Annotated in this window: 31 protein-coding genes and 1 tRNA gene; 23 read left to right on the top strand and 9 right to left on the bottom strand. The window is 57.9% G+C overall.

Annotated features, from left to right (window positions below; translation table 11 throughout):
* Positions 1-81: 81 nt before the first annotated feature.
* Positions 82-1,491, bottom strand: coding sequence for a type I glutamate--ammonia ligase (gene glnA / locus ACEN2J_RS02440; RefSeq protein ID WP_442102985.1), 1,410 nt, complete (start codon positions 1,489-1,491; stop codon positions 82-84).
* 56 nt (positions 1,492-1,547) lie between these two features.
* Positions 1,548-1,886, bottom strand: a complete 339-nt coding sequence (locus ACEN2J_RS02435) for a P-II family nitrogen regulator (RefSeq protein WP_442102983.1) — start codon at positions 1,884-1,886, stop codon at positions 1,548-1,550.
* 176 nt (positions 1,887-2,062) lie between these two features.
* Between ACEN2J_RS02435 and ACEN2J_RS02430 the strand changes: the two genes are divergently transcribed.
* Positions 2,063-3,730, top strand: coding sequence for an NAD(P)H-hydrate dehydratase (locus tag ACEN2J_RS02430; RefSeq protein WP_442102981.1), 1,668 nt, complete (start codon positions 2,063-2,065; stop codon positions 3,728-3,730).
* Between the two features lie 71 nt (positions 3,731-3,801).
* Here ACEN2J_RS02430 and ACEN2J_RS02425 read toward each other — a convergent pair whose 3' ends face one another.
* On the bottom strand, positions 3,802-4,269 hold the full coding sequence (locus tag ACEN2J_RS02425) for a Hint domain-containing protein (RefSeq protein WP_442102979.1): 468 nt from the start codon (positions 4,267-4,269) through the stop codon (positions 3,802-3,804).
* Positions 4,270-4,469: 200 nt separating this feature from the next.
* Between ACEN2J_RS02425 and ACEN2J_RS02420 the strand changes: the two genes are divergently transcribed.
* From ACEN2J_RS02420 to ACEN2J_RS02410, 3 genes are all read left to right on the top strand, one after another.
* Positions 4,470-4,554 (top strand) — tRNA-Leu (locus ACEN2J_RS02420).
* Positions 4,555-4,578: 24 nt separating this feature from the next.
* The gene (tig, locus tag ACEN2J_RS02415; protein WP_442102977.1) at positions 4,579-5,913 is read left to right on the top strand and encodes a trigger factor; all 1,335 of its coding nucleotides are present in this window, start codon (positions 4,579-4,581) and stop codon (positions 5,911-5,913) included.
* Between the two features lie 161 nt (positions 5,914-6,074).
* Positions 6,075-6,833, top strand: a complete 759-nt coding sequence (locus tag ACEN2J_RS02410) for a hypothetical protein (RefSeq protein ID WP_442102975.1) — start codon at positions 6,075-6,077, stop codon at positions 6,831-6,833.
* Positions 6,834-6,890: 57 nt separating this feature from the next.
* On the opposite strand, the gene ACEN2J_RS02405 is transcribed toward ACEN2J_RS02410, so the two are convergent.
* From ACEN2J_RS02405 to ACEN2J_RS02380, 6 genes are all read right to left on the bottom strand, one after another.
* Complete coding sequence (locus tag ACEN2J_RS02405; RefSeq protein WP_442102973.1) at positions 6,891-8,849, bottom strand: bifunctional 2',3'-cyclic-nucleotide 2'-phosphodiesterase/3'-nucleotidase; 1,959 nt, start codon at positions 8,847-8,849, stop codon at positions 6,891-6,893.
* Between the two features lie 80 nt (positions 8,850-8,929).
* Complete coding sequence (locus ACEN2J_RS02400; RefSeq protein ID WP_442102971.1) at positions 8,930-9,697, bottom strand: alpha/beta hydrolase; 768 nt, start codon at positions 9,695-9,697, stop codon at positions 8,930-8,932.
* 181 nt (positions 9,698-9,878) lie between these two features.
* Positions 9,879-10,466 (bottom strand): 50S ribosomal protein L9, encoded by a 588-nt coding sequence (gene rplI, locus ACEN2J_RS02395; protein ID WP_442102969.1) that lies wholly within the window; start codon positions 10,464-10,466, stop codon positions 9,879-9,881.
* Positions 10,467-10,478: 12 nt separating this feature from the next.
* The gene (gene rpsR, locus ACEN2J_RS02390; protein ID WP_022704737.1) at positions 10,479-10,706 is read right to left on the bottom strand and encodes a 30S ribosomal protein S18; all 228 of its coding nucleotides are present in this window, start codon (positions 10,704-10,706) and stop codon (positions 10,479-10,481) included.
* Positions 10,707-10,733: 27 nt separating this feature from the next.
* Entirely contained in the window at positions 10,734-11,126 is a 393-nt protein-coding gene (gene rpsF, locus ACEN2J_RS02385) for a 30S ribosomal protein S6 (protein ID WP_442102966.1), read from the bottom strand.
* A gap of 165 nt (positions 11,127-11,291) precedes the next feature.
* Positions 11,292-12,137 carry an EamA family transporter gene (locus ACEN2J_RS02380; protein ID WP_442102964.1) on the bottom strand — a complete coding sequence of 282 codons (846 nt, stop codon included), beginning with the start codon at positions 12,135-12,137 and terminating at the stop codon, positions 11,292-11,294.
* 64 nt (positions 12,138-12,201) lie between these two features.
* On the opposite strand from ACEN2J_RS02380, the gene ACEN2J_RS02375 reads away from it, so the two are divergent.
* The 19 genes from ACEN2J_RS02375 to ACEN2J_RS02285 all read left to right on the top strand — a co-directional run bounded on the left by ACEN2J_RS02375 (position 12,202) and on the right by ACEN2J_RS02285 (position 25,872).
* Complete coding sequence (locus ACEN2J_RS02375; protein WP_442102962.1) at positions 12,202-12,678, top strand: hypothetical protein; 477 nt, start codon at positions 12,202-12,204, stop codon at positions 12,676-12,678.
* 75 nt (positions 12,679-12,753) lie between these two features.
* Positions 12,754-13,683, top strand: a complete 930-nt coding sequence (fabD, locus tag ACEN2J_RS02370) for an ACP S-malonyltransferase (protein ID WP_442102960.1) — start codon at positions 12,754-12,756, stop codon at positions 13,681-13,683.
* 129 nt (positions 13,684-13,812) lie between these two features.
* On the top strand, positions 13,813-14,550 hold the full coding sequence (gene fabG / locus ACEN2J_RS02365; protein WP_442102958.1) for a 3-oxoacyl-ACP reductase FabG: 738 nt from the start codon (positions 13,813-13,815) through the stop codon (positions 14,548-14,550).
* Between the two features lie 220 nt (positions 14,551-14,770).
* Positions 14,771-15,004: an acyl carrier protein gene (locus ACEN2J_RS02360; protein WP_442102956.1), complete on the top strand. Its 234-nt coding sequence runs from the start codon at positions 14,771-14,773 to the stop codon at positions 15,002-15,004.
* 175 nt (positions 15,005-15,179) lie between these two features.
* Complete coding sequence (gene fabF, locus ACEN2J_RS02355) at positions 15,180-16,442, top strand: beta-ketoacyl-ACP synthase II (RefSeq protein WP_442102954.1); 1,263 nt, start codon at positions 15,180-15,182, stop codon at positions 16,440-16,442.
* Positions 16,442-17,620 (top strand): endolytic transglycosylase MltG, encoded by a 1,179-nt coding sequence (gene mltG, locus ACEN2J_RS02350; protein ID WP_442102952.1) that lies wholly within the window; start codon positions 16,442-16,444, stop codon positions 17,618-17,620. Before fabF ends, mltG begins: the two co-directional genes overlap by 1 nt.
* 195 nt (positions 17,621-17,815) lie before the next feature.
* Entirely contained in the window at positions 17,816-18,142 is a 327-nt protein-coding gene (locus tag ACEN2J_RS02345) for a hypothetical protein (RefSeq protein ID WP_442102950.1), read from the top strand.
* The gene (locus ACEN2J_RS02340; protein WP_442102948.1) at positions 18,090-19,433 is read left to right on the top strand and encodes a DNA-packaging protein; all 1,344 of its coding nucleotides are present in this window, start codon (positions 18,090-18,092) and stop codon (positions 19,431-19,433) included. The genes ACEN2J_RS02345 and ACEN2J_RS02340 overlap by 53 nt, the downstream gene beginning before the upstream one ends.
* A gap of 90 nt (positions 19,434-19,523) precedes the next feature.
* Positions 19,524-20,699, top strand: coding sequence for a phage portal protein (locus ACEN2J_RS02335; protein WP_442102946.1), 1,176 nt, complete (start codon positions 19,524-19,526; stop codon positions 20,697-20,699).
* On the top strand, positions 20,696-20,944 hold the full coding sequence (locus ACEN2J_RS02330) for a GTA head formation protein, RCAP_rcc01685 family (protein WP_442102944.1): 249 nt from the start codon (positions 20,696-20,698) through the stop codon (positions 20,942-20,944). The genes ACEN2J_RS02335 and ACEN2J_RS02330 overlap by 4 nt, the downstream gene beginning before the upstream one ends.
* A gap of 13 nt (positions 20,945-20,957) precedes the next feature.
* Positions 20,958-21,509: an HK97 family phage prohead protease gene (locus tag ACEN2J_RS02325; RefSeq protein WP_442103042.1), complete on the top strand. Its 552-nt coding sequence runs from the start codon at positions 20,958-20,960 to the stop codon at positions 21,507-21,509.
* 37 nt (positions 21,510-21,546) lie between these two features.
* Complete coding sequence (locus ACEN2J_RS02320) at positions 21,547-22,743, top strand: phage major capsid protein (RefSeq protein WP_442102942.1); 1,197 nt, start codon at positions 21,547-21,549, stop codon at positions 22,741-22,743.
* A gap of 168 nt (positions 22,744-22,911) precedes the next feature.
* Positions 22,912-23,514 carry a head-tail connector protein gene (locus ACEN2J_RS02315; RefSeq protein ID WP_442102940.1) on the top strand — a complete coding sequence of 201 codons (603 nt, stop codon included), beginning with the start codon at positions 22,912-22,914 and terminating at the stop codon, positions 23,512-23,514.
* Entirely contained in the window at positions 23,511-23,849 is a 339-nt protein-coding gene (locus tag ACEN2J_RS02310; RefSeq protein WP_442102938.1) for a head-tail adaptor protein, read from the top strand. The genes ACEN2J_RS02315 and ACEN2J_RS02310 overlap by 4 nt, the downstream gene beginning before the upstream one ends.
* Positions 23,846-24,244 (top strand): DUF3168 domain-containing protein, encoded by a 399-nt coding sequence (locus ACEN2J_RS02305; protein ID WP_442102936.1) that lies wholly within the window; start codon positions 23,846-23,848, stop codon positions 24,242-24,244. Before ACEN2J_RS02310 ends, ACEN2J_RS02305 begins: the two co-directional genes overlap by 4 nt.
* Before the next feature lie 48 nt (positions 24,245-24,292).
* Positions 24,293-24,706, top strand: a complete 414-nt coding sequence (locus ACEN2J_RS02300) for a phage major tail protein, TP901-1 family (RefSeq protein WP_442102934.1) — start codon at positions 24,293-24,295, stop codon at positions 24,704-24,706.
* On the top strand, positions 24,706-25,026 hold the full coding sequence (locus ACEN2J_RS02295) for a gene transfer agent family protein (protein WP_442102932.1): 321 nt from the start codon (positions 24,706-24,708) through the stop codon (positions 25,024-25,026). The genes ACEN2J_RS02300 and ACEN2J_RS02295 overlap by 1 nt, the downstream gene beginning before the upstream one ends.
* Complete coding sequence (locus ACEN2J_RS02290) at positions 25,023-25,226, top strand: rcc01693 family protein (RefSeq protein WP_442102930.1); 204 nt, start codon at positions 25,023-25,025, stop codon at positions 25,224-25,226. Before ACEN2J_RS02295 ends, ACEN2J_RS02290 begins: the two co-directional genes overlap by 4 nt.
* Positions 25,219-25,872, top strand: coding sequence for a phage tail tape measure protein (locus ACEN2J_RS02285; RefSeq protein WP_442102928.1), 654 nt, complete (start codon positions 25,219-25,221; stop codon positions 25,870-25,872). The genes ACEN2J_RS02290 and ACEN2J_RS02285 overlap by 8 nt, the downstream gene beginning before the upstream one ends.
* The last annotated feature ends 3 nt before the right edge of the window (positions 25,873-25,875 follow it).

Here is a 25,875-nt window from a genome sequence, read left to right as displayed (position 1 = left end):
TTTTGCAGGTTTTTGGAGCCTAAACTGGCTTGCCATATCTGGGGTTGCGCCCAATCGGTCTTAGATTGGACGCAAATTCCATTAGCAAGAGTAGTACATCGCATATTCGATTGGGTGAGGCGTATGCTCATAGGCATAAACTTCTTCCCATTTCAGCGCCATGTAGCCTTCCAATTGGTCTTTGGTGAACACGTCACCGGCCAAGAGGTAGTCATGGTCAGCTTCCAGCGATTCCAGAGCTTCACGAAGCGAACCGCACACTGTTGGGATTGCTGCCAATTCTTCTGGAGGCAGATCATACAGGTCTTTGTCGGATGCAGGGCCCGGATCGATCTTGTTTTTGATACCGTCAAGGCCGGCCATCAACAAGGCTGCAAACGCCAAGTATGGGTTTGCCGATGGATCGGGGAAGCGTGCTTCGACGCGTTTTGCTTTTGGCGATTCTGTCCACGGAATACGAACGCAGCCCGAGCGGTTGCGTGCCGAGAATGCGCGCAGAACAGGTGCTTCAAACCCTGGGATCAAACGCTTGTAGCTGTTTGTCGATGGGTTGGTCAGCGCGTTCAGCGATTTCGCGTGCTTCAGGATGCCGCCGATGAAATACAGTGCCTCTTGCGAAAGGTCAGCGTATTTGTCGCCTGCGAACAAAGGCTTGCCATCTTTCCAGATCGACATGTTCACGTGCATACCCGAGCCGTTATCGCCCTTCATAGGCTTTGGCATGAAGGTAACGGTTTTGCCGTAAGCGTGTGCCACGTTGTGGATCACGTATTTGTACTTTTGGATGTTGTCAGCCTGTTCAACCAAGCCACCAAAGATCATCCCAAGTTCGTGCTGGCAGGTCGCCACTTCGTGGTGGTGCTTGTCAACTTTGATGCCCATACGCTTCATGGTCGAGAGCATCTCGCCGCGAATGTCTTGGGCTTCGTCGATTGGGTTCACAGGGAAGTAGCCGCCCTTGTGGCCCGCGCGGTGGGCAAGGTTGCCACCTTCAAATTCGGAATCGGTGTTCCAAGCGGCTGCTTCGGCGTCGATCGAGAATGCTACTTTCTGTGGGGTCACAGAATAGCGCACATCGTCGAACAGGAAGAATTCAGCCTCTGGGCCGTAGTAAGACGTGTCGCCGATACCTGTCGATTTCAGGTAAGCTTCGGCCTTGGCTGCTGTGCCGCGTGGGTCACGCGAATAGGCCTCGCCTGTATCGGGCTCGACCACGTTACAATGCACGCAAAGGGTTTTTTCGGCATAGAAGGGGTCAAGATAGACCGAAGACGGATCAAGGATCAGCTTCATGTCGGATTGATCAATCGACTTCCAGCCCGCGATGGAGGAACCGTCGAACATAAAGCCTTCTTCAAAGAAGTCTTCGTCAACCAGATCAACATCCAGCGTTACGTGCTGCAATTTGCCTTTTGGGTCTGTAAAACGAACGTCGACATAGGCGACCTCTTCGTCTTTGATCAGTTTCAGAACGTCTGCGACCGTTTTCATAGGGTCATTCCTTCTGCTTATGCGTGGTTTGGCAAGGGGTTAGCCTTGCGGTCGGTTTAGATCGCGTCGTCGCCGGTTTCACCGGTGCGGATGCGAATGGCTTGTTCAACGGTCGAGACAAAGATCTTGCCGTCGCCGATTTTGTCGGTACGTGCGGCGGCAACGATTGCTTCAATCGCAGCATCCACCATATCGTCAGGCAATACGACTTCGATTTTCACCTTGGGCAGAAAATCAACAACATATTCCGCGCCGCGGTACAGTTCGGTATGGCCCTTTTGGCGGCCAAATCCCTTAACTTCGGTTACGGAAAGGCCTTGAATGCCGGCCTCTTGAAGGGCTTCCTTCACTTCATCCAGCTTAAATGGCTTAATGATCGCTTCGATCTTTTTCATCGTCAGGCTCCCCCGAGGCAAATTCCATCTGATGCGTGTTGACCATTTTAACGCAGGAGGGACAATTAAAGAGCGGGTTGGCGGTGGCTTGTGGCTTTGGGATTCTGATGTGATGATTAAAATTTAGGCTATTTGCTCTAATTATAGTCGAAATAAAAACTTATGGAGCGCCAGAGATGACGGAATTATTAACAGCTGCCCAAATGCGCGCCATTGAGGTGGCTGCGATTGAGTCTGGCCAAGTGACCGGTCTGGAATTGATGGAACGCGCAGGGCAGGGGGTGGTGCAAGCGATTTTTGACGAATGGCCCGAGTTGCGCGCCGCCCCGAACCGTGCCGTGGTGCTGTGCGGGCCGGGGAATAACGGCGGCGACGGGTTTGTCGTGGCGCGATTGTTGAAGGGCTTGGGGTGGGAGGTGCGCGTTCTGGCGGCTGCTGCGGCGGATTCTTTGCCTAAAGATGCAGCTGAAAACGCGCGGGCTTGGTCACTTTTGGGGGCAACCGAGGCGCTGACCGAAAAAAACCTGCGCAGTGGCGTCAAAAGTGATCTTTACGTTGACGCTATTTTTGGCACCGGGCTTTCGCGCCCGCCGCGGGGCGATATTTTGCAGGTGTTGACCCATCTTGGCGGCCGAAATGGTGACATTGCCTATTATCAGTCGCGGCTTGTCGCGGTGGATGCGCCTTCGGGTCTGTGTATGGATAGTGGGCGTATGCTGATTGGCGGATGGGCCGTTCCAACGGCGCGTCTAACCGTGACGTTTGATAGCCTGAAGGCAGGGCATCTTCTGGAGGCTGGACCCGAGCTTTGCGGCAAGGTTGTTGTGCAAGATATCGGTATTGGCCCATGGCGAGACTATTCGGTACCGCGTCAGGTTTCGGGCGAGTGGTGCGGCGCAGTTCGTCCTGTCCCGCTTGGTTTGGTGCAGCCAGTTGATGGGAGTGACAGCCTTACTGCGCTGCATCCGGGCAGTTTTAGGGCCGAAATGCTGGGCAAGCGGGGTGGCGCGCGCGCCCATGCCGCGCATAAATACGCGTACGGCCATGCGCTTATCCTCTCTGGCGGTATTACCTCTGGCGGGGCGGCGCGTCTTGCGGCGCGGGGGGCGCTGCGGATCGGGGCAGGGCTGGTGACGCTGGGGTGCCCGCCTTCTGCCGTGATCACCAATGCGGCGCAGTTAAATGCGATCATGTTGAAAGCGGTTGAGGGTGCTGCCGCATTAGAGGCCGTGCTGCAAGACGCGCGAATCAATGCGCTGTGCCTTGGGCCGGGACTGGGGACTGGTGTGCAACAGGGGGAACTGGTGGCGGCGGCCTTGGGCCATGGTGGGGGTGGGCCTCGACCGACGGTGCTGGATGCCGATGCGCTGACTTTGTTGGCCGAGAACGCGGATTTGTTTGCGATGGTTCATAAAAACTGCGTGCTGACGCCTCATGCGGGAGAGTTTGCCCGTCTGTTCCCCGACATAGCGGCAAAATTGGCTGAACCTGCAACCAAAGGCCCCGCCTTTTCCAAGGTCGATGCGACCCGACAGGCCGCGAAACGGGCGGGCTGTGTGGTGCTGTTCAAGGGCCCCGATACGGTGATTGCGGCCCCCGATGGGCGCTGTGCGATCAATGCTGCCGTCTATGACCGCACAGCGCCTTGGCTGGCGACCGCTGGGTCTGGCGATGTTTTGGCCGGGTTTATTACTGGGCTTATGGCGCGGGGATTGGCGCCGATGCAGGCGGCCGAAGCTGGCGCTTGGCTGCATGTGGAATGCGCGCGATCCTTTGGGCCGGGGTTGATTGCCGAGGATTTGCCCGAAGAATTGCCGAAGGTGTTTTGCGCATTGGACCTATAACCCCAAACCAAAACCAGCCGCCATTGTAAGGGCTGGAGTTGTATTTAAGCGTATGAAAACGCTATAAACTCTTAGGCATTGATCAGCGCAGGGGCGCAGGTCAGCTTTACGCTTCCGGCATAAATAACCTCGGCGCGTTCAAATTCTAAGGTGTAGATGCGGGTGCCAAACGCGGTCTCAAACCGGATGTATTCGCCATCAACCAGCTCTTGGGCGGGGATTATGGCCTCGGGGAAACCTTTGAGCGCCTTGGCGCGCCAGTCTCGAATGTGAATGCCTTGATCGGGCATGACGCGCATGTCTTCTTCTGGTTGGTCAATCCCCAAGGCCGAAGGCGAAATACAAACCAGCCTTGTTTTTGGCAAGACAGTGCTGCGCACCGCAACCAGCGCCCGCGCACCTGAACCCGTGACAAGGCGATCACCTGCAGACAGGCATTCCACCGGCATTTCACCCGCGAGCGTCATGACGGGCGTGCCAGAAACCAAGCCTGTGGCCGTGGTCGCGTTGCATTCGATCGTTACTGTGCTCTGTGTCATTTTAGTGCTTCCTTTGGTCCCAGAACCTTCATCGTTTCCAAAGGTGGCGGTAATCCGTCAATAAGATGTCAAAAATCATTTTTTGATCTTAGTAATTTAAGTCACATTTTTCCTCTCGCATCCTGCGCAAGGCTTTGCTAGAAGGGCGCGGAATTTCATCGCAACTGGACGGCGCAAGCCAGACGGTGCGTTGATGAGATGCGGGTATGGCGAAATTGGCAGACGCACCAGATTTAGGTTCTGGCGCCGCAAGGCGTGGGGGTTCAAGTCCCTCTACCCGCACCAGATATATGAGAAGGATGGATTTATATGCAGGTCACTGAGACCCTGAACGAAGGCCTAAAGCGCGGCTATACTATCACTGTGACCGCGGCCGAGCTTGACGCGAAAGTGCAAGAAAAGCTGGTCGAAGCGCAGCCTGAAGTCGAATTGAAAGGCTTCCGTAAGGGTAAAGTGCCAATGGCAATGCTGCGCAAGCAGTTTGGCCCGCGTATCATGGGTGAAGCCATGCAAGACGCCATCGACGGCGCGATGAAAGAGCATTTTGAGAAATCAGGCGACCGCCCTGCCATGCAGCCAGACGTTAAAATGGTTGACGGCGAAGAGTGGAAAGAAGGTCAGGACGTTGTCGTTGAGATGACTTACGAAGCCCTGCCAGAGATTCCAGATGTAGACGCGAGCAAAGTGACGCTAGAGCGTTTGGTCGTAAAGGCAGAAGAATCGGCAGTGGATGAGGCATTGGCCAATCTCGCCGAATCGGCTCAGAACTTTGACGATCGTAAGAAAGGCTCGAAAGCCAAAGACGGCGATCAAGTTGTGATCGACTTTAAAGGCTCTGTTGACGGCGACTACTTTGAAGGCGGCACCGGTGAAGACTATCCACTGGTTCTGGGCTCGAACTCGTTCATCCCAGGCTTTGAAGCACAGCTCGTTGGCGCAAAAGCTGGCGACGAAGTGAAAGTTGACGTGTCGTTCCCAGCGGAATACGGCGCAGAGCACCTTGCTGGCAAAGCGGCTGTTTTTGAATGCACAATCAAGGCTGTAAAAGCGCCAGTTGCTGCCGAAATCAATGATGAGCTGGCCAAGAAATACGGCGCAGACGATTTGGCAGCCTTGAAAGGCCAGATTTCCGAGCGTTTGGAAGCAGAATATCAAGGCGCTGCACGTGCTGTGCTCAAGCGTTCGCTGTTGGATCAGTTGGATGCATTGGTGAAGTTTGAGCTGCCACCTTCGTTGGTAGAAGCTGAAGCTGGCCAAATCGCGCATCAGCTGTGGCACGAAGAAAACCCCGAGGTTCACGATCACAACCACGGTAATGTTGAGACAACTGAAGAGCACAAGACACTGGCCGAACGCCGCGTTCGCTTGGGCCTGTTGTTGGCAGAAGTTGGCCGCAAAGCCGAAGTGACTGTGACCGATCAGGAAATGACGCAAGCTGTTATGACACAGGCGCGCCAGTACCCAGGTCAGGAACGTCAGTTCTTTGAATATGTTCAGAAAAACCAGCAAATGCAGCAACAGCTGCGCGCGCCGATTTTCGAAGATAAAGTTGTTGATCATATCGTTGCCGGTGCGAATGTTTCCGACAAAGAAGTCAGCAAAGAAGACCTGCAAAAAGCGATTGAAGCCCTCGACGAAATGTAAGGGCTGTCGGATTTTTCGACACACAATTGGGGGCCGTGCCAGCTGGTGCGGCCCTTTGCTTTTCCGGCGCAACGCTTTGCTTTGGTGATGTCGTCGACCGGAAGCGCCCGATAGAACCTGTTAAGATGTCTCTGCCACCGCAGTCAAAAAGGCCCAATCCCATGCCCGAGTTCCTTCCCGATCTTCCCGTTGATCTGATTCTTGCAGCGCTTGGCCAAGCGCCGGGGAATGAGCTGAAAACAGGCAAGTTTGATAGCCCTGATTCGTCTTCGGCATTGGTGGCCAACGGCTTTGGCTGGTTTTTGAACCGCGCCGATATGATGCCGATGCTGCCAAGCGGGTTGGGCAATGCCAAATCGGTGACGCTAACGGCTGAGATGCGCTATCCTTGGGCAGGGGGTAAGCACCCTTGGCTGGACGTGGAAATCGTGACCGACCGCTATTTGATCGGGGTTGTCTCGACACGGTTTGAACCGTTCCGTCCCGCCAAAAAGAACGAGTTTTCAGAAAATTACGACCGCAAGGTTTGGGGGGAAAAGATGGAGGGGTATACCCGTCTGCGCCGTACCCACGCCAACGGCGCACGCCGCTTTGCGCATTTGGACGATGCGCAATTGGTGAAAAGCGCCTATGGCCTGCGGTCCGAAGTACACCGCGCCGAGGGCAAGAATCGCGGGCTGAAGCCGGTGTTGATGTATCTTTATGCCGAGCCTGAGGCCTTTGCCAGCGGTCGCGCCGTTGGGCAGGATAAATTGGACGCGCATCAAGCCGATATCGCGATGTTTTCGCAGGCTGTTGAAGGTGACGAGGTTGGGTTTGTGCCGATGGCTTGGTCCGATATGCTGGCACTGTGGGGGCGTGGCAAGATGCCTGTCGCCGAACATGCTGCCCGCGTGCAAGAGCGGTTTGGCCCATTGTAAGCTGTCAGAAAAAGCCGACGTGAAGCCCCGACCCAGAAATGGTCGGGGCTTTTTAGTTTATAGAGTGATCCGGAAACGGCTGAAGCCACTTTCGCCATCACCAGCGGGTTCGATTTGCAGGCCTTTGACATCGGCCACGTATTGGGCGGCCTTGGGGCCGGTATCGAACAAAACACTGGTGCCGGGCATGGGAGCAAAGCCCCAATTGCCATCAGCGGTGGGGTTCACCGTACCGTTTTCAACGATATAGCGGATCAGCACATCGCGGTTGGTATCTGGTGCCTCATAGATGATTGTGCTGCCATCGGCGCCGGGGAAATTACCACCGCCGCTTGCGCGGTAGTTGTTCGTGGCGACGACGAATTTCTCAGCAGGATCAATCGGTTGCCCATTGTATTGCAGGTCGGTGATGCGGATGGTGTCATCGTTCACCACCGCGCCGTCTTTGTCGAATTTGGCAGGTTGGCTGAGGTCGATTTTATAGGTGACACCGTCGATCACATCGAAATTATAGCTTGGGAAATCGGGGTTTAGCAGCGCTTGGTCTGCCACGCCGGCTGTGATTTGATTGAACATGCCAGCCGAGCGTTCCAGCCACCCTTGGACTTGCGCCCCAGTGACCACAACCGCGCGGACGGTGTTGGGGTAGAGGTAGAGGTCGGCCACGTGTTTGATCGCGACATCACCCACCGGAACATCCGTATAATACTCGGCACCGCCACGACCACCGGCCTTAAACGGGGCGGCGGCAGACAGCAAAGGAAAGCCTGCGTACTCAGTGCCTGCAAGCATTTGCTTCACGTACCACATCTGCGCGTTTGACACGATTTGCACCGACGGGTCATCCGCGACGAGGGCGAAATAGCTGTAAAGCGGGGCCTCTGTTTTGCCCACGGCACGGCGCACATAGGCGAGGGTGGCATCATGTTCGGTTTGCGCGGCCGCCAGCACCGGGGCGTAATCGGGCGCCAGCGGGGTATAGCTGCGATCCTCATTGCGTTTTACGATGGGGCGGGCCTCGGCGGTGTGGGCGGCAATGCGCCACGTGCCGCCGTCTTGTTCAAGCATCAGGTCAAGCAGGCCCATATGGCTGCCCCAGAACCCGCCCATGACGCCGGGTTTTCCAGCGATGGTGCCTGCCGCGATGTCAACGCCTGCGGTTTTCTCATAGGTGGAGGACGGAAAGACGAGGTGGCTGTGGCCTGTGAGGATGGCATCTATACCATTGATCGCGGCCAGCGGGATGGCGGCATTTTCCATACCGTCGGTGTGGTTGGCGTCGCCAATCCCCGAGTGGCAGAGCGCGATGATAAGGTCTGCGCCTTTTTCCTTCATTTCAGGGACATAAGCCTTGGCGGTGTCCACAATATCACGGGCTTGGACGTTGCCTTCGAGGTGTTTGCGATCCCAGTTCATGACTTGGGGTGGCACAAAGCCGATAAGGCCGAGTTTGATTTTATGCTGGGTGCCTGCGCCATCGGTGATGGTTTTTTCCACGATGACATAGGGAGGGAGGAGGGGCTCATCCTCGCGCGGGGTGGTCCCGAGCTTTTTGGCGATATTGGCGGAAACCACGGGGAAATTTGCACCGGCGACCGAATTCATTAAGAAATTCAGGCCGTAGTTGAATTCGTGGTTGCCGAGGGTCGAGGCCTCATACCCCAGCGTGTTCATCGCGTTGATGATGGGATGGGTGTCGCCTTCTGCCATACCGCGCTCGTAAGCGATGTAATCGCCGAGCGGGTTGCCCTGAAGGAAGTCGCCATTGTCGATGAGCAGCGAGTTGGTCGATTCGGCACGGGTCGCCTCAATCAGGGAGGCCGTGCGCGAGAGGCCGAGCGTATCGACCGGTTTGTCGGCGTAATAATCATAGGGAAAGACGTGGACGTGAAGATCGGTAGTTTCCATGATGCGCAGGTGCGCTTGGTTCGCGGCAGCGCGGGCCGAGAACGGGTGCAGCGCAATGAGGCCCGCGGTGCTGGCGAGAAAATGACGGCGGTTGAAGTGGAATGGCATGGCTTGCCCCTTAGGATTTGACCGGATGGTTCATGAAACGCCTAAAGGGGGCATGTGACAAGGGGGTAACGCGGATGCGATTATGAGTCGTGCAGGGTGATTTTTGCGAGGATCGAGTAGTGCTCGGTGTTTGGCACCAAGTGGAGCGTTGCTGGGGAAGGCAGCGCGGCGCTAAGGGCTTGGGCCATGGCCGGAGGCACCCATTTGTCATTTTCGCCATGCCAGATGGTGACGGGGCAGGTGATATGGCCAAGATCTGCCGACCAATCGGTGACAAAGGCTTGCAGACAGGCTGCATAGGCGGCGGGGTGTGTGCAAAAGCTGTTTTTGAAAGCTGCCGCAAGGGTGTTGCGAAAGGCTGGGTCTTTTAACAAGGCACGGTCGGCTGCGCCGGATTTATGAAAGAGTTGATTGCGCAATAGCTTGGGGGCGAACTTGGTCAGCAGACATTGTAATTTTGTCAGAGATTTCAGCAGTTTGGGGTTGCTTGCGGCCAGCTCAAATACGGGTTTTCCGGCCATATGGGGGAGAAAGTTGCCCAAAGACAGAGGGCCGGCGGGTGAGATGAGAATGAGGGTTTTTATGTTCGCCGCGCGGGCGGCCGCGAGTTTTAGGGCGAGCATGGCACCAATGGAAAAGCCGATGATGGTGGCTTTGCCGTCAGTGGCTTGAGCGGCAGCTTGATCAAATGCGGCGAGGGCATCGGCGAGGAGGGTTTCAGGGGCCGAGGCAAAGATATCATGCGCGATAAGCAGGGTGTCGTTGCCCATGGGGGGCAAAACTGTTGCATCTTGTGGGCTGCCGGGGGCGCCGTGGCAAAAGAAAACAGCGTTTGAGAATGCGGGCATTGGGGCAAGCCTTTGATGCGGGGTTGCGGCGCTATAGGGTATGGGGGCTAAACGGGCAAGGTCTTTGGGGCAAAGATGCCCAAAAACGCGGACGCGTCACGTGTAGATATTGTGGGCGGTCATAAAAAAACCGCGCGAGATTGCCCTTGCGCGGTTTTCAATTTTATCGGAACGGGTGCGATTAATCGCGGCCCATGTCCTCGCCGTCCTCGTTTGCAGCGCCCATTTCGTCGAACAATTCGGCGATTTCGAACTCTGCTGCGGCTTCTGCTTCGGCTGCCAATTCCTGAATGGATTTGCCAGCAGCTTGCAGTTCGGCTTCTTCAGCCGAGCGAGCCACGTTGACCGAGAATTGCGCGGTCACTTCTGGGTGCAACACGACCGAAACGGTATGCAGGCCCAATTCTTTGATTGGACGGTCCAGAACAACCTGGTTGCGATCAACCGTAAAGCCAGCTTCTGCTGCGGCATCGGCTGCGTCACGGGTGGTGACGGAACCATAGAGCGCGCCTGCATCGGATGCGGAACGGATGATGACAAAAACCTGACCGTCAAGAGTCGCTGCAACTGCATCGGCCTCTTTTTTGGTTTCAAGGTTTTGCGCTTCGAGTTGAACTTTACGCGCTTCAAAAGATTTGATGTTCGCATCGTTGGCACGCAAAGCTTTGGCTTGGGGCAACAGGTAGTTGCGGCCAAAACCGTCTTTTACGTTTACGATGTCGCCCATTTGGCCCAGCTTGGCCACGCGTTGAAGAAGGATCACTTTCATATCAGTTGCTCCTTATTTCACAGCATATGGCAGCAAAGCGAGGAAGCGAGCGCGTTTGATCGCACGGGCCAGTTCACGCTGCTTTTTCGCCGAAACGGCAGTGATACGCGATGGCACGATTTTGCCACGCTCGGACACGTAGCGTTGCAGCAAACGTGTGTCTTTGTAGTCAATCGCCGGTGCATTGTCACCCGAGAACGGGCAGACCTTGCGGCGACGGAAGAAGGGTTTATTCGCCATTTGAATGGTCCTTTCCTAAGCCTTAGATCAACGACGCGTACGGTCGCCGCGGTCACCACGATCGGGGCGGTCGCCACGGTCGCCGCGTTCACGGTCGTCACGCTTTTGCATTTGCACGGATGGGCCTTCTTCGTGGGCGTCAACCTTAATGGTCAGCACACGCATCACGTCATCGTGCAAGCGCATCAGGCGTTCCATTTCCTGAACTGCGGTTGCGGGTGCATCCGAGCGCAGAAAGGCATAGTGGCCCTTGCGGTTTTTGTTGATCTTATAGGCCATCGTCTTCACGCCCCAGTACTCGTGCTCAACAACTTTGCCGCCGTTGTCCGAGAGAACTGTGGAGAAGTGTTCGATAAGCCCTTCGGCTTGCGTGTTGGAAAGATCCTGACGCGCGATCATGACATGCTCGTATAGCGGCATGCTGTCTCCGTTCATTAACTTATGGCGCATTTCATAGGTCGGGGTCACCATCTTGCCGCGTCCCGACCACGAGAGGCTGCACCGGATCAAAAGATATAGTGCGACAAGATCGTGCGCGTATAGCTGGGGCTGGAGTTTGGCGCAAGGGTTTATGCTGTGTGGGGGTTATTTTGCGAGGCGCAGCAGCGCCACGCCGGCGAGGGTGATCGCGGTTGAGGCGACTTTGGCAAGGTTGAGCTTTTCGTTCAGGAAAAACACGCCGATCAGCAGCGCAAAGATGATCGAGGTTTCGCGCAGGGCGGTGACAAGCGCGATGGGCGCTTGGGTAAATGACCAGATCACCAGCGCATAGGCGGTAAAGCTGGCAGCACCGCCGAAAAAGAAGGCGCGTTTGCCGTGGGTCCAGAGTGCGGGGATTTGGTGGGGCGCCGTGCGTTTCAGATAGGCGAGCAGGATGATGGCATTCGCGCTGCCAAGCCATCCGTAGAACCCAAGTGCGGTGCCTGCATGGCGGGCGCCAATGCCATCGACCAGCGAGTAAGACGCGATGAAACCGCCGGTGATCAGCGCTAGTTTCGTGCCGGTCATGTTAAGGCGGCCAGCGGATTTATGGGTCAAGGCAATAGACAGGATGCCGATGCCGATGGTGGCGACGGCCGCGATTTCCATCGGTTCCAAGTGCGTACCAAGGAACAGGACCGAGACCGCCGCCACCAGCATCGGGGCCGAGCCGCGCGCGATAGGATAGATTTGGGTCAGGTCGCCCGCGTTATAGGAGCGTAGCAAAAAGAGCTGGTAGCCAAAGTGCAGCAATGCCCCTGCCACAAGGTAGGGCAGGCTGGCGACCGTGGGCAGGGGCGAGAACAAGATTGCCAGTATGGCCAGGGGCAGGTGCCCGACGATGACCCCGGCCATGTTAAGCTGTTTGTCGCGCCCGCCTTTGACCATCGCGTTCCACACGGCATGCAGCAAGGCTGCCGCGATGACGGCGCAAAAGACGGTCAGGGTCATGGGCAGCCTTTCGGGTGTGGTTCTGGCACAGTAAGCCGTACGGGCCGTGGTGCAAGGGCTGTTTTTGGGATTGGTTTTGCCGCATGGTGGCTTGGATAAAGTATGGGGAGCGATGGTGAACGTGGCGTATGAAGTAGAGCCTTTGGGCGAGAAGGCAGGAGAATGCGCCTGTTGTGGCAGAGTAACCCGCGCGATTTGGGGGATTGTACATGTGGAAGGTGCCGAGACCGTTGCCAGTTATTTTGTGAACTGGACAGTGGGGGCCGATTTGGCCGACCACCCCGCCAATATGGATTTGATTATTGGCGCTTGGGGTGAAGGGACTGGGGCATCGGACCGCGTGGCGGTGTCGTTACTCTATACTGTGGGAGAGACGGGGCCAGCGGTTATGGTGATTGATGCGGCGGGGCGCAACATTGCCAAGAACCCGTTGGTGGGGGCGGCCTTGGGGCGGGATGAGGTGCTTGGAACCTCGGTTGCTACGCTTGCCTTTGGCCTGTTTGATGCCGTGGTTTCGCAGGATGCGCGGTTTCAGCCTTAAAAGGGTGCGGCGCGCGAAATATTGCGAAGGCGCAAGGGCTGCGCTATGCCAAGGTAACAGATATTCGGAGGAACTATGAGCAGAGCATTCGTTTTCCCAGGGCAGGGATCGCAAACCATCGGGATGGGGCGCGCCTTGGCCGAGGCTTATCCGGCCGCGCGCGCGGTGTTTGATGAAGTGGATGAGGCGCTGGGGGAAAAGCTGTCGGCGCTGATTTGGGAGGGGGCGATCGAGGATTTGACCCTGACGCAAAACGCACAGCCTGCTATTATGGCCACGTCTTTGGCTGCGTTGGCCGCGTTGGAGGCCGAGGGTTTGGGGCTTGCGCATGTGGCTTTTGTGGCCGGGCATAGCCTTGGGGAATATTCGGCGCTCTGTGCGGCGGGTTCGATTGGCCTGGCCGATACCGCGCGGTTGCTGCGCATTCGCGGCGAAGCGATGCAAGCGGCGGTGCCTGTCGGTGTGGGCGCAATGGCGGCCTTGTTGGGGCTGGACTATGCAGGGGCCAAGGCCGTAGCGGTCGAGGCTGCTGGCGATGAGGTTTGTCAGGTGGCCAATGACAATGACCCTGCGCAAGTCGTGATCTCGGGCCATAAGGCGGCGGTAGAGCGGGCCTGTGAGATTGCCAAGGCTGCGGGCGCCAAGCGGGCGCTGTTGTTGCCGGTTTCGGCACCGTTTCACTGTTCGTTGATGGAACCTGCAGCGCTTGTGATGGCGGAGGCCTTGGCAGGTGTCGAAATTCGGGACCCGATAGTGCCGCTGGTCGCCAATGTGCGGGCCGAAGCGGTGCGTGATGCGGCGGATGTGCGTAAACTGTTGGTGGCGCAGGTCACGGGCGAGGTGCGTTGGCGTGAATCTGTGCAATGGCTGGTTGGCGCTGGTGTGACCGAGTTTTGGGAAATTGGCGCGGGCAAGGCGTTGTCGGGCATGATTAAGCGGATCGAGCGCGAGACGGTGCAGCGCAACGTGGGCGTGCCTGAGGATATTGCGGCGCTTAAGGGCTAACTTTTATTTTTGGGGCGAGAGCTGGGGGGCGTACGCCGCCCCCCAGACCCCCCTGCGGGATATTTGTGCCGAAAAGAAAGCCGAGAGGGTTTTAGGTTGGGCGCGTTTGTAGAGACATGAGGATAAGAGATGTTTGATTTGACGGGTAAGAATGCTTTGGTAACCGGCGCTTCGGGCGGTATCGGCGGTGATATTGCGCGGGCTTTGCATGCTGCGGGGGCTACAGTGGCACTGTCTGGGACGCGTGAGGCACCGTTGGAGGCGCTGGCCGCCGAGCTGGGCAGCCGTGCGCATGTGGTGACCTGCAATTTGTCGGATGCTGCATCTGTTGAAGCCTTGCCAAAGGCGGCGGCGGCGGCGATGGGGTCGGTTGATGTGTTGGTGAACAATGCAGGGATTACGCGCGATAACCTGTTCATGCGCATGTCGGATGATGAATGGGCGAGTGTTTTGGAGGTGAACCTGACCTCGACCTTCCGGTTGTGCCGTGGGGTTTTGCGCGGGATGATGAAGGCGCGTTGGGGGCGGATTGTGAACATCTCATCCGTCGTTGGGACGACGGGGAACCCCGGTCAGGCGAATTATGCGGCCAGCAAGGCGGGCATGGTGGGGATGTCAAAATCGCTGGCCTATGAGGTGGCAAGCCGTGGGATTACAGTGAACTGTGTGGCGCCCGGATTTATAACCACTGCCATGACCGAAAAGCTGACAGACGACCAAAAGTCCAAGATTTTGACCCAAGTGCCTGCGGGCCGGATGGGCGAGGCCAGCGAGATTGCGGCGGCCTGTTTGTATTTGGCCAGCAAAGAAGCGGGCTATGTGACAGGTGCCACGTTGCACGTTAACGGCGGTATGGCGATGATTTAAGGGGCCATTATCATTGCCCCCTTGATTTGCTGGGGGCAATGGCCCTACATCTTACCAACTGAAAGCGTTTGCCATTCCCCAAGACTATGATATAGGCGGCGCTGATAACGCCAAAGGGCAGGTTTGTGCTTTGGTTGCCTGGGCATTCCGGGGTGAGCCGCTCGAATGAGCTTGAGAAAAAAATCGGGATGTATGGCCCGTAACTGAGTAAGGAAATGACATGAGCGACATCGCTGACCGCGTAAAGAAGATCGTCGTCGAGCATCTGGGCGTTGAAGAGAACAAGGTAATTGAAAATGCCTCGTTCATCGACGACCTGGGCGCGGACAGCCTTGATACCGTTGAGCTGGTAATGGCGTTTGAAGAAGAATTCGGGATTGAGATTCCGGATGACGCTGCTGAAACCATCCAGACCTTTGGCGACGCGGTAAAGTTTATCACTGGCGCTGTCTGATAGGCTTTCGATCTGAAGTTTGCGTTAAACGGCACCCCTTTGCGGGTGCCGTTTTCGTATGTTTCGTGCCGTTTTTAGAGGCGTCAAAGTGCCGATTGATGCCGCCTTATGTTGCGCGGCGCGGGCTTGGCGTGTAACTGTGCCTATAGGTTGAAAATTAATGCGGAGGATGCCGATGCGTCGAGTGGTTGTCACGGGTCTTGGGATGGTTACGCCGCTGGCGTGTGGTGTTGAAGAGACGTGGTCGCGGCTGATTGCTGGGCAGTCGGGGGCTGGGCCAATTACGCGCTTTGACCCTGCAGGGGTGATTACGCAATATGCCTGCGAGATTCCGCTGGGCGATGGCACCGATGGCACATTTAACCCAGACGATTGGATGGCGCCAAAAGACCGCCGCAAAGTTGATGATTTTATCCTTTATGGCGTTACAGCGGCGGTACAGGCCGTTCAGGATTCGGGCTGGGAGCCTGCAACCGAGGAAGAGCGCTGCCGGACCGGTGTGATGATCGGGTCGGGGATTGGCGGCTTGTCGTCGATTGCCGAAACCGCTGTGTTGATCAAAGAACGCGGTGCCAAGCGGGTCAGCCCGTTCTTTATTCCCAGTGCGTTGATCAACCTTGTGTCGGGGCAGGTTTCGATTCGCTTTGGTTTTAAAGGGCCTAACCATGCAGTGGTGACGGCCTGTTCGACTGGGGCGCATGCGATTGGTGATGCAGCGCGGATGATTGCGTTTGATGATGCCGATGTGATGATTGCGGGCGGCGCGGAAAGCCCGATTTCAGAGATTGGGATTGCCGGGTTTAACGCCTGTAAGGCGCTGTCGACCAAGCGCGCGGATGACCCGACCAAGGCATCGCGCCCTTATGACGCGGACCGTGACGGGTTTGTCATGGGCGAAGGCGCGGGCGTGGTTGTGCTGGAAGAATACGAGCACGCCAAGGCGCGCGGTGCCAAGATTTATGCCGAGGTTTTGGGCTATGGCATGTCGGGCGATGCGTACCATATCACAGCGCCAAGCGAGGATGGTGATGGTGGATATCGCAGCATGGCCATGGCTTTAAAGCGGGCTGGGCTGACGCCTGCGGATATCGATTACATCAACGCGCATGGCACCAGCACGATGGCCGACACGATTGAGCTGGGCGCGGTAGAGCGGTTGATGGGCGATGCGGCGGCGGGGGCTACGATGTCTTCGACAAAATCGGCGATTGGGCATTTGTTGGGCGCTGCTGGTGCTGTTGAGGCGATCTTCTGTATTCTGGCCATTCGCGACCAGATTGCGCCGCCGACGATCAACCTTGATAACCCTGCTGTGACGCCGAAACTGGACCTTGCGGCGAATAAAGCGGTGAGGCGTAAGATTGATGTCGCGCTGTCCAACTCATTCGGGTTTGGCGGCACCAATGCAAGCCTGATCATTGGTAAGGTATCCGCATAATGTGGCGAGCGATTGCGTCTAATGCTTTGACATTGTTCATTGTTCTTTTGGTCATTGCCTCGGGGCTGTTGGCCTGGGGGCGCAAAGAGTTTTCGGGGCCGGGGCCGCTGGTTGATGCGGCCTGTGTCAAGGTGGATCGGGGCGCGTCGTTGTCCTCGGTCAGCCGGACGCTTGAGACCAGTGGTGTGATTTCGGACGCGCGGATTTTCCGCATTGGCGCGGATTATTCCGACCAAGGCAAGGATTTGAAGTTCGGCAGCTATTTGGTGCCTGCCGCGTCATCAATGGCGCAGGTGTTGGATATTTTGACCGCAGGCGGGCAATCAACCTGTGGACGTGAGGTTAACTTCCGGATCGGGATTGCCTCGGCCGATGTGATTTTGCGTGAGCTGGACCCGGTGACAAACCGCTATGTTGAGGTTGTCTCATTCGACCCAACGGCAGATGCGGCGCCGCAAAGCTATGTGGATGCCGCCCAAGACAAGGATCTGCGCTACCGTGTGACCTTGGCCGAGGGGGTGACGTCTTGGCAGGTGGTGGAAATGCTGCGGCGGGCCGAGTTTCTGGATGGCACGATCGCGGAAAAACCGCCCGAGGGCAGCCTTGCGCCTGATAGCTATGAGGTGACGCGGGGCGGTGACCGTGCGGTGATGGTGGCCGCGATGCAGGATAAGCAGACGCGCATTTTGGCCGAGCTTTGGGCGGATCGCGCGGCAGATTTGCCTTATGATACGCCGGAAAAGGCGTTGGTCATGGCCTCTATCGTGGAAAAGGAAACTGGAATTCCTGAAGAACGCAAGCAGGTTGCCAGCGTGTTTGTGAACCGGCTGCGCGACGGCATGAAGCTGCAAACCGACCCGACGGTGATTTATGGCGTGACCAAAGGTGAGGGCATTTTGGGGCGTGGTTTGCGCCAATCCGAGTTGCGCCGTGAGACACCTTATAACACCTATGTTATCACCGGTCTGCCGCCGACGCCGATTGCCAACCCCGGCCGGTTGAGCATTGAGGCGGCTTTGCACCCCGATGATACGCCATATATTTTCTTTGTGGCGGATGGATCGGGCGGCCATGCTTTTGCGGTGACGCTGGAAGAGCATAACGCCAACGTGGTGAAATGGCGCGCGATTGAGGCGCAGCAGGGCAAGGCCGAAGAAGGTGGTGTGCAAGGGAATTGAGGGAAAAGTTAACAGGATGTTGCTGGATCGACCTGTTAACCATTTGATTTTACGCTGAAAAAACTTGACTTACCGCGCGGTCTGCGGTACCACTTATGACATGCTGGAAGAGTTGGGCAAGCGGCCTGGGGGTGACCCCAGTGCCGCTTTTTCAATTCTCTCGTTCGGGCAGCGAGAGGCATGGGCAAAACATCAATGACAACAAATTTCCTAAGGCTAGAGGGGCAGATGGCAGAGTTGCTGGATGCCACGGAAGAGATGTTCCGCGACGCAGGTTTGGGGCTGGCGCGGGCGGTGAAGGCGGCAAAATCGGGCGATGCAAACGATGCCAAAGCGGCATTGCAAGCGGCGCGTGATTTGAAAGCCGCGTTCCAACTGGTGATGGATGAAAGGACAAAAATTGAAAAACTCCGCAGAGATACCGCTTGTGTTATCGGGGAAGAAATCCTCGACCTTGACGCCGCGCGCGATGAAATCGGGCGCAGGTTGGCTCGCCTCCGCAACGCCGGAAGTGGTGAGTGAGTTTTTGGAGGGCTTGAGCGAAAATGCGTTGCTGGCGCTGCCGTGGTTGTTCGAGTTTTGGGCCTTGCCGCATCAATTACCGCCTGAGGGGGCATGGAAAAGCTGGGTGATTATGGGGGGGCGCGGGGCGGGGAAAACCCGCGCCGGTGCAGAGTGGGTGCGCGCGCAGGTTGAGGGACCTTTGCCGCAGGATTTGGGTCGCGCGCGGTGTGTGGCGCTGGTTGGTGAGACCGTCGATCAGGTTCGTGATGTAATGGTTTTTGGGGAGAGCGGGATTTTGGCGTGCTCCCCGCCCGACAGGCGCCCGAAGTGGGAGGCGGGGCGTGAGCGGTTGGTCTGGGCGAATGGGGCGGAGGCGCGGGTCTATTCCGCCAGCAACCCCGAGAAGTTGCGGGGCCCGCAGTTTGATGCAGCGTGGGTGGATGAGTTGGCGAAATGGCCGAACGCGCAGAACACGTGGGACATGTTGCAATTTGCGCTGCGGTTGGGGGACCATCCGCAGCAAGTTGTCACGACCACGCCCAAGAATGTCGCGGTGTTGAAGGCCGTGTTGAAAAACCCGTCGACCGTTTCAACCCATGCGCCTACGCAGGCCAACCGTGCCAATCTGGCGGCGTCTTTCCTTGAAGAGGTCGAGCGGCGCTATGCAGGCACGGCGCTGGGGCGACAAGAAATTGAGGGTGTGCTGTTGGAAGAAGCCGAAGGCGCGATGTGGACCCTTGCGCGGCTAGAGGCTGGGCGGGTGGAGCGTGCGCCTGCGCTGAGCCGCATTGTGGTGGCAGTAGACCCGCCGGTGACGGGCCATGCCGGATCGGATGAATGCGGGATTTTGGTTGTGGGGGCGGTGACCGAGGGGCCGCCGCAAACTTGGCGGGCTTATGTGTTAGAGGATGCGAGCGTCAAGGCGGCCTCGCCCGATACTTGGGCGCGGGCGGTGATTGCCGCCAAAGAGCGGCATGGGGCGGACCGTGTGGTGGCCGAGGTGAACCAAGGCGGCGACATGGTGGAAAGCATTATGCGCCAGATTGACCCGCTGGTGGCTTACCGTGCTGTGCGTGCGACACGGGGTAAAACCGTGCGGGCCGAGCCTGTGGCTGCGCTCTATGAGCAGGGGCGCGTGCTGCATTTGCCGAACCTTGGCACGTTGGAGGACCAGATGTGCCAGATGACCGGCACAGGCTTTCAAGGCAAGGGCAGCCCTGACCGCGTGGATGCGCTGGTTTGGGCGCTGACGGATTTGATTTTGGATGCGTCGGCCAAGTGGCAACGCCCCACCGTTCGCACACTTTAACGCTTTTTAATCAATTTCGATCAGATTGTTTTCAAGTCGAGGGGGCCACCGCTACGGGCCCGCAGACAAAGACAAAAGGAGCTGACCCAGATGGTTTTCGATTTCCTGAAACGCAGCGAGGTTGCGGTGCCGGAACAAAAGGCGTCGGCCACGGGGCCGGTGATCAATTATTCCAGCACGGGCCGTGTGGCCTGGAGCCCGCGTGACACTGTGAGCCTGACCAAGACGGGGTTTCTTGGCAACCCGATCGGGTTTCGTGCGGTGAAACTGATTGCGGAAACGGCGGCGTCTATGCCGTTGGTTTTGCAAGATTGCGAGCGGCGGTTTGACGTGCATCCATTGCTGACACTGCTGCGCCGCCCAAACCAGATGCAAGGGCGGGCCGAGCTGTTTGAGGCGCTTTATGGTCAGCTTTTGCTGTCTGGCAATGCATATCTTGAGGCGGTGCAAGGCGTGGATTTGCTGCCCTCAGAGCTGCATGTGTTGCGGTCGGACCGGATGAGCCTGGTGCCAGGGGCGGATGGCTGGCCGGTGGCCTATGACTATACTGTGGGTGCCCGCAAGCATCGGTTTGATATGACCACGGGGTTGAACCCGATTTGCCATATCCGCAATTTTCATCCGCAAGATGACCATTACGGGTTTTCGCCGATGCAGGCGGCGGCGGTTGCGCTGGATGTGCATGTCTCGGCCTCGCATTGGTCTAAGGCGTTGTTGGATAATGCCGCGCGGCCAAGCGGGGCGATCATTTACAAAGGCGCGGATGGGCAATCACAGTTGTCGAATGACCAGTATGACCGGTTGCTGAACGAGATGGCCTCGCATCACCAAGGCGCGCGCAATGCGGGGCGGCCGATGCTGCTGGAAGGCGGGCTTGATTGGAAGCCGATGGGGTTTAGCCCGTCAGATATGGAGTTCCAAAAGACCAAAGAGGCCGCGGCGCGGGAAATCGCGATTGCCTTTGGTGTGCCGCCGATGCTGATGGGGATTCCAGGCGACGCGACCTATGCCAATTATCAAGAGGCCAACCGCGCTTTCTTTCGCCTGACAGTGTTGCCGTTGGTGACCAAAGTGGCGGCGAACCTGTCGCATTGGTTGTCGGGGTTTAGCGGCGAAGAGGTCGAACTGAAGCCCGATTTGGACCAGGTGCATGCGCTTGCGACCGAGCGTGACCAGCAATGGGCGCGCGTGGGGGCGGCGGATTTTCTGACACAGGCCGAAAAGCGATCCATCCTTGGGCTGCCGGTTTTGGCTGTAGATGAATGAGCCCGCGCGGCAAAGAGGCCGGCGGCTCGCGCTATTTATACGACAGCTTTGACGCGACGCAAGCACGGATTGATGCGAATGAGCGGGTGGCCGAGGAGCGCTGGTCGGGCCTGGAATACCGGCTGGGCCAGATAGAGGGCACGCTGGACAGGTTGGAGCGGCGGATCTGGCTGGGCGTTTACGGGGTTGCGGCCTTTCTGCTGGCGCAGGGGGCCGAGGCTGTACTGAAAGCGGCAATGAGGTAAGATTATGGGATATATGGATAATCATGGCGCGCCCGAGCGTAAGTACCATGCGCCTGAGGCGGGGCTGATCGTGACGGATGGGCGGCTGATTGAGGGCTATGCAAGCCTGTTTGGCAAGCGCGATCAGGGCGGCGATGTGGTGCAAAAGGGCGCTTATGCAGGCAGTCTGAAGGCGTTGGCGGCATCAAATCGGCGGGTGAAAATGCTGTGGCAGCATGACCCCCAACAGCCTATCGGCGTGTGGGATGAAGTGCGAGAAGATGGCACCGGCCTGTTTGTCAAAGGCCGCATTCTGACCGATGTGGAAAAGGGGCGCGAGGCGGCGGCACTGCTGGCTGCTGGCGCGATTGACGGGCTTTCTATCGGCTACCGCACGTTGCGGGCCGAAAAGGATGGCAAAGGCCAGCGGCTTTTGTCGGAACTGGAGCTTTGGGAGGTGTCACTGGTGACGTTCCCGATGCTTTCCGAAGCACGGGTGGCGGCGAAGGGCGATGCGCTTGCCGACACTTGGCGCAGTGTGGCGCAGATTTTTGAGGATGCGCGCCGGGACTTAGCCGCCCGCTAAAGCGGCTTTCACGACTGAAACCCAAAAGGAATTAATGATGACCGAGGTAAAGGCTCGGGCTGGGGAAGTATTCCCTGAGGCCCAGCATCCGGGTGCGGAAGTGAAATCCGCAATGGCCGGATTTTTGAAAGAATTCAGCGGCTTTCAGGCCGAAGTGAAGACAGCGTTGCAACAACAGGAAGAGCGTATGACCATGCTTGATCGCAAATCGATGACCTACGGCCGCCCGGCACTTTCCGCCCACGCGGATGTGGAAGTGCCCCATATGAAAGCCTTTGATGCGTATTTGCGTTCGGGGGATGATGACGGCCTGCGCGGCCTTGTGCTGGAAGGCAAAGGCCTGAACACGTCGGTCAATGCCGAGGGTGGCTATTTGGTCGACCCGCAGACGGCGGATAGCATTCGGTCGAGCCTGAAATCGACCTCGTCAATCCGTGCAATTGCGAATGTGGTGCAGGTTGAGGCGACGTCGTTTGATGTGCTGATTGACCACACCGACGTGGGGTCTGGCTGGGCAACCGAAAGCGGGCCGCAGGTGGAAACCGGTGCCCCGACGATTGAGCGTATCTCGATCCCGCTGCACGAACTGTCCGCGATGCCAAAGGCCAGCCAGCGTTTGTTGGATGACGCGGCATTTGACGTTGAGGGCTGGCTTGCAGGCCGTATCGCTGACAAGTTTATGCGCGCCGAGGCTGCGTCTTTTGTGGCGGGCAATGGTGTCGATAAACCGCGCGGTTTCCTAAACCATACGGCGGTGGCGGATGATGTTTGGACTTGGGGCAACCTTGGTTATATCGCGACTGGTGAGGCTGGTGATTTCCAAGCGGCCAACCCAGTCGATGCGATCGTGGATCTGGTTTATGCGCTGGATGCGACCTACCGCGCCAATGCGAGTTTCGTGATGAACTCGAAAACCGCAGGGGCCGTGCGTAAGATGAAAGATGCCGATGGCCGCTTCTTGTGGTCGGATGGTCTGGCGGCTGGTGAGCCTGCACGCCTCATGGGCTATCCGGTGCTGATTGCCGAGGATATGCCGGATATTGCGGCAGGGGCCTATGCGGTTGCCTTTGGTGATTTTGCCAATGGCTACACGATTGCCGAGCGTCCTGACCTGCGGGTTATGCGTGACCCCTTTAGCGCGAAACCACATGTTTTGTTCTATGCGACCAAGCGCGTGGGCGGCGATGTTTCCGACTTTGCGGCAATCAAACTGCTGAAATTCGCGGTGTCTTAAGCGGCGACTGCGAAGGCCCGACCCTTAGAAAAGGGGTCGGATTTTGGGCGCGCACTTGGGTTCGACCCTGACCCGGGTCGTCTAGCTGCTCCCACCCGATCGAGCGATGCGGGGTGTGCGTCCAATTTTTGGCCGACGGTTTTAGGCAGATTTATCGGAGAATAAGAGATGATGTTGATCGAGCAGACAACGGTTCCTACGCTGGCCTTGCCGGTGCAGGCGTTGAAAAACCATCTGCGGCTTGGCACCGGGTTTGCCGATGACGGGATGCAGGATGGGCTGATTGAGAGCTATCTGCGTGCGGCCATGGCGGCGATTGAGGGCCGCATTGGCAAGGTGTTGATTGAACGCGGCTATTTGTGGCGGCTGGAGGATTGGCGCGGCGGTGGTGAGCAGGCCTTGCCGGTGGCCCCCGTGCGCAGCATCACTCAGATCTCGCTGTTTGACAGAGAGGGGGCGGTAGAGGTCATCCCTGCGTCTTTGTACCGTTTGGTGCAAGATATTCACCGGCCCAAAGTTCAGCCCCAAGGGTTTATGCTGCCGCAGGTACCGATGGGCGGTGCGGTCGAGGTGACCTTCGTTGCGGGCTTTGGGCCGGATTGGGCCGATGTGCCAGCTGATCTGGCGCAGGCCGTGTTGATGCTGGCGGCCGAGTATTACGAGCGCCGCCATGATGGTGGGATGAGCGGCGATGCAGGCCTGCCTTTTGGTGTGGTCACGTTGATCGAGCGTTGGCGCACGGTACGGGTGCTGGGGGGGGCGGGCGCATGAAGGGGGTAAACCTGTCACGCGCGCTGGTGCTGGAAGGGCCGGTTGAAACCGTCGATGGCATGGGCGGGATTGCGTTGAGTTGGGCCGTAATTGGCACGCTTTGGGCCGAGGTTTTGCCCGGCACAGGGCGCGATACATCGGGCGAGGAGGTGGTTTTATCGACCGTACCTTATCGCATCACGGTGCGGGGGGCACCGCAGGGGGCGGCGTCGCGCCCTGTCGCAGGGCAGCGGTTTCGTGAAGACGCGCGGATTTTTACCATTCTGGCAGTGACAGAGCGCGATGATACCGGGCGCTATTTGGTGTGCTTTGTACGCGAGGAGGTGCCGTCATGAGCTATGGGGCCGCGGCGGCGCTTCAGGCCGCGATTTATGGGCGATTGACGGAGACTGCGACGCTTGCGGGGGTGTCGGTGTTGGATGCGATGCCGTCGGGCAGTGGCACAGGGACGTTTGTGTTGATCGGGCCCGAGGATGTGATTGACCAGTCGGATAAAACCGGCGGCGGTGCCGAGCATCGCCTTACCGTGGCCGTGATTTCGGATGCGGCGGGGTTTCAGGCGGCCAAGGATGTGGCGGTTGCGGTATCGGATGCGCTGATCGATGCGCCGCTGGCGTTGACGCGCGGGAATTTGGTGGGCTTGCGGTTTTTAAAGGCCAAGGCGCGGCGGTTGGACACCGGCTTGACGCGGCGGATTGATCTGAGCTTTCGGGCGCGGGTTGAGGACTAGGCCTATGCCCGTTTGGGCAAGGTGATCTTTCAAAAATGGAGATGTGCGATGGCTGTTCAAAACGGTAAGGATCTGTTGATCAAACTGGATATGGTCGGCGACGGGAGTTTCGAGACGATTGCGGGCTTGCGGGCCTCGCGCATCAGTTTCAACGCCGAAACAGTGGATGTGACGAGCCTGGAAAGCAGCGGCGGCTGGCGTGAATTGTTGGCGGGGGCTGGCGTGAAGACGGCGTCGATTTCCGGGTCGGGTGTGTTTCGCGATGCCAGCACTGATGAGCGCGCGCGCCAGATTTTCTTTGACGCCGAAATCCCGTCTTTTCAAGTGATTATCCCTGATTTCGGCGTTGTTGAGGGGCCGTTCCAGCTGTCGTCTATTGAGTATTCGGGCAACCACAATGGCGAGGCAACCTATGAGATGACGATGGCCTCGGCCGGTGCTTTGACGTTTACGGCGCTATGATGGCGAACCCTTGGGCAGGAGAGGTGGCGGTCGTGCTGGACGGCACACGCTATGTGGCCAAGCTGACGCTGGGAGCGCTGGCCGAGTTGGAGGCGGTGTTGGAAACTGGCTCACTGATTGAGTTGGTCGAGCGGTTTGAAGCTGGACGATTTTCGACGCGGGATGTGCTGGCACTGTTGGTGGCGGGCCTGCGTGGCGGTGGTTGGCAAGGTACGGCGGCGGATTTGCGCACTGTCGATATTGGCGGTGGGCCAGTCGAGGCAGCACGCTGTGCGGCCGAGCTGTTGGCGCGGGCTTTTGCGACCCCGGGTGAGACATGACAGGGATCGATTGGGCAGGGCTGATGCAGGTGGGCCTGCACGGTTTGGGCCTACAGCCTGATGCGTTTTGGCGGCTGACGCCGGTAGAACTGCGCATCAAGCTGGGTGCGCAGGCCAGCGCTGCCCCGTTAACCCGCGCGCGCCTTGAGGATTTGGCGCGTGCTTTTCCAGATGTGAAAAGGGAGCCGACAGATGGCTGATATATCCGGATTGGAAGACCAGATTGCCGCGCTTGAGGTATCGTTGGACGGTGCAGGCGGCATGGTGGGCGCGTTTGAGAGTGAGCTTTCGCGGATGCGGGAGAGCCTTGTTTTCACAGGGCGCGAGGTGAACACGCTGTCGACCAGCATTGGTGGCGGGCTGCGGCGGGCCTTTGACGGGTTGGTTTTTGACGGGGTTAAGCTGTCGGATGCGCTGAACGGGGTCGCCCAGACGATGATTGACACGGTGTATGCGGTGGCGATGAAACCGGTCCAAAACGCGCTTGGCGGTCTTGTGGCGAATGGGGTGAATTCGCTGTTAAGCGGGGTAATGCCCTTTGCCAATGGCGGCGCGTTTGCACAAGGACGTGTGATGCCCTTTGCCAAGGGCGGCGTTGTATCATCGCCAACCCATTTTCCAATGCGGGGCGCTACCGGGTTGATGGGTGAGGCGGGGCCAGAGGCGATTATGCCATTGGCGCGCGGCGCGGATGGGCGACTTGGCGTGCAATCGGCGGGCGGGGGGCAATCGGTGACAGTGGTGATGAATATTTCTTCGCCCGATGTCGCAGGCTTTCAGCGCAGTCAAAGCCAGATTGCGGCGCAAGCGTCGCGGGCTTTGTCACGCGGGCAACGGAATAGGTAAGGG

The organism is Pseudorhodobacter sp. W20_MBD10_FR17 (genome assembly GCF_052119765.1).
Taxonomy (GTDB): domain Bacteria; phylum Pseudomonadota; class Alphaproteobacteria; order Rhodobacterales; family Rhodobacteraceae; genus Pseudorhodobacter.
The sequence above is the reverse complement of the archived record's forward strand: the minus strand, read 5'-3'. Positions and strand labels throughout refer to the sequence as shown.